Origin of the sequence: Bradyrhizobium sp. CCBAU 65884, from assembly GCF_028128835.1 — a bacterium.
GTDB classification, from domain to species: Bacteria; Pseudomonadota; Alphaproteobacteria; order Rhizobiales; family Xanthobacteraceae; genus Bradyrhizobium; species Bradyrhizobium ottawaense.
The window spans coordinates 1-5,540 of the sequence record NZ_LBJU01000053.1 but is presented as its reverse complement, the minus strand read 5'-3'; the positions used below and the strand labels follow the sequence as shown (position 1 = coordinate 5,540).

The following is a 5,540-nucleotide window of genomic DNA, read 5'->3' as shown; positions in this document are numbered from 1 at the left end:
GGGCGCGAGGCCTCGCGGGCGCGCTGGGCGGCCTCCGATTCGACCTTGCGGACGGCCTCCTCCAGCGACAACCTTTCGCGGGTGATCTCGGATTCGGAGAGCGGCGGCTGCACGCTGCGCAGCTGTGCGATCAACGCCGTACGCGCCCGCTCATAGAGCGCGCGACGGCTTTCGCCGGGAGCGTTCGGGTCCAGGGCGGCAATAGCGCGGGCGATCAGCGGATAGTAATCAGCCATTTCAACTCAACTATACGCGCGTCCCGGTAAGATATCGTTAAGCCTCAAACGGATTTTGCACCAGGATAGTATCTTCGCGTTCGGGGCTGGTGGAAAGCAGCGCAACCGGGCACCCCACCAATTCCTCGATCCGCCGGACATATTTGATGGCCTGGGCCGGCAGGTCGGCCCAGGACCGCGCATTGGCGGTCGGCTCCTTCCAGCCCTCGATGGTCTCGTAGATCGGCTCGACCCGGGCCTGGGCGCCCTCGCCGGCGGGGAAGTGGTCGATCTCCTTGCCGTCGAGCTTGTAGCCGGTGCAGACCTCGATCGTGTCGAAGCCGTCGAGAATGTCGAGCTTGGTCAGCGCCAGGCCGTTGATGCCGCAGGTCCGGACCGCCTGGCGGACCAGCACGGCGTCGAACCAGCCACAGCGGCGCGGACGGCCGGTGTTGGTGCCGAACTCGCGGCCGCGCTCGCCGATCCGGCGGCCGGTCTCGTTGTCCTGCTCGGTCGGGAACGGGCCCTGGCCGACGCGGGTGGTGTAGGCCTTGCACAGGCCGAGCACATAGCCGACCGCCCCGGGTCCGAGGCCCGAGCCGGTCGCCGCCTGCGCCGCCACCGTGTTGGACGAGGTGACGTAGGGGTAAGTGCCGTGGTCGACGTCGAGCAGCGCGCCTTGCGCGCCTTCGAACAGCATGCGTTTGCCTTCACGCCGCTTGATGTCGAGCAGCCGCCACACCGTCTCGGCGTAGGGCAGCAGCTCCGGCGCCAGCGCGCTCAACTCCTTCAAGATCACCTTGCCGTCGAATTCGGGCAGGCCGAGGCCGCGGCGAAGCGCGTTGTGGTGGGCAAGCAGCCGGTCGATCTTGTGCGGGAGCGTGTCGAGGTCGGCGAGGTCCATCAGGCGGATCGCGCGGCGGCCGACCTTGTCCTCATAGGCAGGCCCGATGCCGCGGCGGGTGGTGCCGATCGCGGTCGCCGCGCTGGCGGATTCGCGATGCGCATCGAGCTCGCGGTGCAGCGGCAGGATCAGCGTGACGTTCTCGGCGATACGCAGGTTCTCCGGCGAGACCGCGACGCCCTGCGCCCGCAGCTTGGAGACCTCGTCGAGGAAGGCGGCGGGATCGAACACCACGCCGTTGCCGATCACCGACAGCTTCTGCTCACGCAGGACACCGGAGGGCAGCAGCGCGAGCTTGTAGGTCTTGCCGTTGATCACCAGCGTGTGGCCGGCGTTATGACCGCCCTGGAAGCGGACGACGATGTCCGCCTGCTCCGACAACCAGTCGACGATCTTGCCCTTTCCTTCGTCGCCCCACTGGGCGCCGACGACGACAACATTGGCCATTCGCGGGTAATCCTTCGAAGATTTCTCTGTAGGTGGCACGATCCGAACGGAAAATTGGTACCCATTTTTCCGGAATCATGCCTGCGCCCAGCCCAATTCCCGGCCAGAGGCCGTTCGCACCGAGGCAGCCCAACCGGATAAAGGAAGCAGCCTCTCTAGGCAAGCAAGAACGGGGCATTTTCAGGGCTTCGAGGCTACTCCAAGCCTTTGATATCCCCGGAAAATCCAGAAACCTTCGCGGCCAGCGCGCAGGCTTCGACCAAAGCGTGAGAGGCTCAATCCGCCGCTGCATGGTCGCGATGCGTCCGCCCCCCGTTGATGCAGCCCCGATTTCCGTGTCTTTGGGCAGCGCCGGGCGATCAGCCGGCCCGGATCCCGCCGGGCTGGAAGCCTCGGCGCACGCGGGGCACGCCAATCCCAATGTCCGCCACCGGCCAGACCACGAGCGCGGAGACATCCGGCCACAGCTGGATCGCCAACCAGCCTTATCTGCTGCTCAGCATCACCGCGCTGTGCTGGGCCGGCAACGCCATCGTCGGCCGGCTCGCCGCCGGCCACATCCCGCCGGTCACGCTGTCGTTCCTGCGCTGGTTCTTTGCCTTCCTGCTGGTGCTGCCGTTCGCCTGGAAACATCTTGCCCAGGACTGGCCCGCGATCCGCGGCAGGCTCGGCCTGATGATCACGCTCTCGGTCACCGGCATCGGCGCCTTCAACACGCTGCAATATTGGGCGTTGGAGCATACCCAGGCACTCAATACGCTGCTGCTGCAGTCGGCCGCGCCCCTGGTCGTGGCGCTGTGGTCGCTGGCCATCCTCGGCATCCGCCTCACCGCGGCGCAGGCGTTCGGCGTGCTGCTGTCGATGTGCGGCGTGCTGACCATTCTGCTGCACGGCGATTTCACCACGCTGTCGAACATCGAGTTCAACAAGGGCGACCTCATCTTCATCGTCGCACTCGTCATCTTCGCGCTGTATTCGGTGCTGACGCTGAAACGGCCGCCGATGCACGGCCTGTCGTTCCTCGCCTTCACCTTCGGGGCCGGCGCGGCCTGCCTCATTCCGCTGGAGATCTGGGAATTGTCCGCGCGCCCGGTCATGAAGCTCGACGGGCCGAACCTCTTGACGCTGTTCTACGTCGCGGTGTTTCCCTCGACGCTGGCCTATCTCTGCTTCAATCGCGGCGTGCGCCTGATCGGCGCCAACCGCGCCGCGCCGTTCTTCCACGTCGTGCCGGTGTTCGGCTCGATCATGGCGATGGCGTTCCTGGGCGAACACCCGCAGGCATTCCACTTCATCGGTTTTGCGCTGGTGCTGTCTGGCGTGTTCGTGGCGTCGCGAAAGCAGGCGGCGTAATTTATTCGAACTCTCGTAGGGTGGGCAAAGCGAAGCGTGCCCACGCATTTTTGCGATCGAGAGAGACGGTGGGCACGGCGCAAGTGCGCCTTTGCCCACCCTACGAGTCCAAGCGAGCGGAGAGATACCCCTCATCCGCAAGGGGAGAGGGGCAAAGCCAACGCCGCGTCACCTTGTTCAACATATTAGCCGCCAAAGGCGCCTCCTCAGGGTTTGCCTGCATTGTAGCATTGCGGCCGCGTGGCTTGTGCCGCGACGCCAATCCGGCGCAAGCTTGTATCCAACGCCAATGACGATTGCCTCGCCCGCGCCACCTGCCTCCAGTCCGGCCAGCTGGCTCAACAACCAGCCTTATCTGCTGCTCAGCCTGAGCTCGCTGTTCTGGGCCGGCAACATCGTGCTCGCGCGCCATGTCGGCGCGCATGTGCCGCCGCTGACGGTGACCACGATCCGCTGGTTCGGCGTTTTCCTGATCCTGTTGCCGTTCGCCTGGCCGCATCTCAAGCGCGACTGGCCCGCCTTGCGCAACAGCCTGCCGCTGATGCTGTTCCTGTCGCTGGTGGGCTTCGCCTTCAACAACGCGATCTCTTACTGGGCGATGCAATACACGGAGGCGCTGAACGCGCTGCTGATCCAGTCGGCCGGACCGCTGTTCGTGGCGCTGTGGTCGCTGGTGCTGTTCGGCGTGCGGCTGACGGGTGCCCAGTTCGCCGGCATCGCGATCTCGCTTCTCGGCGTGTTGATCATCATTTTGCGCGGCGATCTCGCCGCGCTCGCGAGCATCAGCTTCAACAGGGGCGACATCATGTTCGCCTCCTCGCTGGTGGCGTTCGGGATCTACTCGGCCTTCATCCCGCGTCGGCCCAAGATCCACCAGCTCTCCTTCCTGTCCTTCACCACCTGCTGCGGCGCGACGATGCTGCTGCCGACCGCGATCTGGGAGGCGGCAAGCGGCCGCGTGCTGCAATTCGACGGGACGACGCTGGCGACGCTTGGCTACATCCTGATTTTTCCCTCGACGCTGGCCTATCTGTTCTTCAACCGCGGCGTCGCGCTGATCGGCCCGAACCGCGCCGCGCCGTTCTTCCATCTGGTGCCGGTGTTCGGCTCGGCGATGGCGATCGTGCTGCTCGGCGAAAAGCTGCAGCCGTTTCACCTGATCGGCTATGCGCTGGTGCTCGCCGGCGTCGTGATTGCCTCACGCCAGGGCTCGGCGGTGAAGTAATTCCGCGCGGCGGACGATGCGTGCTCGTGTCCCGGACAAGACGCAGCGCGCAGGCGGTGCGTCGCAGAGCCGGGATCCAGTTTGTGGCAGCATGGGCCCCGGCTCTGCAGCGCACCGCTGAAGAAGCGCTGCGCCGCGTCCGGGGCAAGCAACTCGCGTCTTCCGATTTTGGCGAAGAGACGCTAGGTTCCCCGCCAACGAAAAAGAGGGAACGTCTCGATATGATTTCAGGGCTGATTCGAAACCTGCGTGCCGTCGGCGCGGCTGCATTGTGCCTCGTCGCCGCATCCACTGCACAGGCCGATACCTGGCCGAGCCGCAACATCACGCTGGTTTTGCCGTTCGCGGCCGGCAGCGGCACCGACACGACGACACGGCTGATCTCGCAGCATCTGTCGCAGGCGCTCGGCGTCGGCATCGTGATCGAGAACAAGGCGGGCGCCAACGGCATGCTCGCCGCAAGCTATGTCGCGAAGGCCGCCCCCGACGGCTACACGCTGCTGGTGACCACCAACACCACGCATTCGGCCAATCCCTATCTGCTCAAGAGCCTCACTTACGATCCGGTCAAGGATTTCTCGCCGATCGCGCGCACCGGCGACCTGCCCTTCATGCTGGTCGTCAATCCGGAAGTGCCGGCCAAGACCGTGGGCGAGCTCGTCGCCTACGGCAAGGCCAATCCGGGCAAGCTGAGCTACGCCTCGGGATCGTCCTCCGCGATCGTGTCGGGTGCGACCTTTGCGCACAATGCCGGGCTCGACCTGCTGCACGTGCCCTACAAGAGCTCGCCGCCGGCGCTCAACGACGTCATGGGCGGCCGCGTCTCGATGATGTTCGTCGACATCCTGACCGGCCTGCCCCACGTCAACGGCAACGCGCTGCGCGCGCTCGCCGTCACCACCAAGGACCGCTCGCCGCTGGTGCCGAACCTGCCGTCGATGCAGGAGGCCGGCGTGCCTGATTTCGACATCTCGTCCTGGCAGGGCTATTTCGGCCCGGCCGGCATGCCGAAGGAGATCGTGACCCGGCTCAACGCCGAGATCCGGAAGATCGTCGAGAAGCCGGAGATCAAGGCCCAGCTCGCCACACTCGGCATGGACGCGTTCTCGGGCACGCCGGAGCAGCTTGGCACGTTCGTGAACGAACAGCTCGTGCTGTGGGAGAAGCTGATCACCAACGCGAAGATCGAGAAGCAGTAAGGACGGTCTCGTGTCCCGGACGCGGCGCTGAGCCCGGGGCACCGCTCTCGTAGGGTGGGCAAAGCGAAGCGTGCCCACCGTTGGGTCGTCGCAAAAAGAAAAGGTGGGCACGGCGCTTCGGCGCCTTTGCCCACCCTTGTATTAGCGCGCCGGATTAGAATGGCCTGGTTCCGTGAGGAATGGCCCAGCCCGGGTGG

Annotated in this window: 4 protein-coding genes and 1 pseudogene; 3 read left to right on the top strand and 2 right to left on the bottom strand. The window is 65.5% G+C overall.

Features of this window, described 5'->3' with window-relative positions:
* Together XI03_RS01830 and XI03_RS01825 are read right to left on the bottom strand one after the other, a co-directional pair.
* Positions 1-236, bottom strand: a pseudogene (locus XI03_RS01830) (hypothetical protein); the annotation flags it as partial.
* Positions 237-273: 37 nt separating this feature from the next.
* Positions 274-1,566, bottom strand: a complete 1,293-nt coding sequence (locus XI03_RS01825; protein WP_028140242.1) for an adenylosuccinate synthase — start codon at positions 1,564-1,566, stop codon at positions 274-276.
* A 420-nt stretch (positions 1,567-1,986) separates the two neighbouring features.
* Between XI03_RS01825 and XI03_RS01820 the strand changes: the two genes are divergently transcribed.
* From XI03_RS01820 to XI03_RS01810, 3 genes are all read left to right on the top strand, one after another.
* Positions 1,987-2,919, top strand: coding sequence for a DMT family transporter (locus XI03_RS01820; RefSeq protein WP_028140243.1), 933 nt, complete (start codon positions 1,987-1,989; stop codon positions 2,917-2,919).
* Between the two features lie 289 nt (positions 2,920-3,208).
* The gene (locus XI03_RS01815; protein ID WP_038948459.1) at positions 3,209-4,144 is read left to right on the top strand and encodes a DMT family transporter; all 936 of its coding nucleotides are present in this window, start codon (positions 3,209-3,211) and stop codon (positions 4,142-4,144) included.
* A 221-nt stretch (positions 4,145-4,365) separates the two neighbouring features.
* The gene (locus XI03_RS01810; protein WP_271591133.1) at positions 4,366-5,343 is read left to right on the top strand and encodes a Bug family tripartite tricarboxylate transporter substrate binding protein; all 978 of its coding nucleotides are present in this window, start codon (positions 4,366-4,368) and stop codon (positions 5,341-5,343) included.
* Positions 5,344-5,540 lie beyond the last annotated feature (197 nt).

Excerpts from the sequence above, each read along its gene's own strand:
- XI03_RS01825 (WP_028140242.1), bottom strand. The coding sequence starts at position 1,566 with ATGGCCAATGTTGTCGTCGTCGGCGCCCAGTGGGGCGACGAAGGAAAG.
- XI03_RS01820 (WP_028140243.1), top strand. The coding sequence starts at position 1,987 with ATGTCCGCCACCGGCCAGACCACGAGCGCGGAGACATCCGGCCACAGC.
- XI03_RS01815 (WP_038948459.1), top strand. The coding sequence starts at position 3,209 with ATGACGATTGCCTCGCCCGCGCCACCTGCCTCCAGTCCGGCCAGCTGG.
- XI03_RS01810 (WP_271591133.1), top strand. The coding sequence starts at position 4,366 with ATGATTTCAGGGCTGATTCGAAACCTGCGTGCCGTCGGCGCGGCTGCA.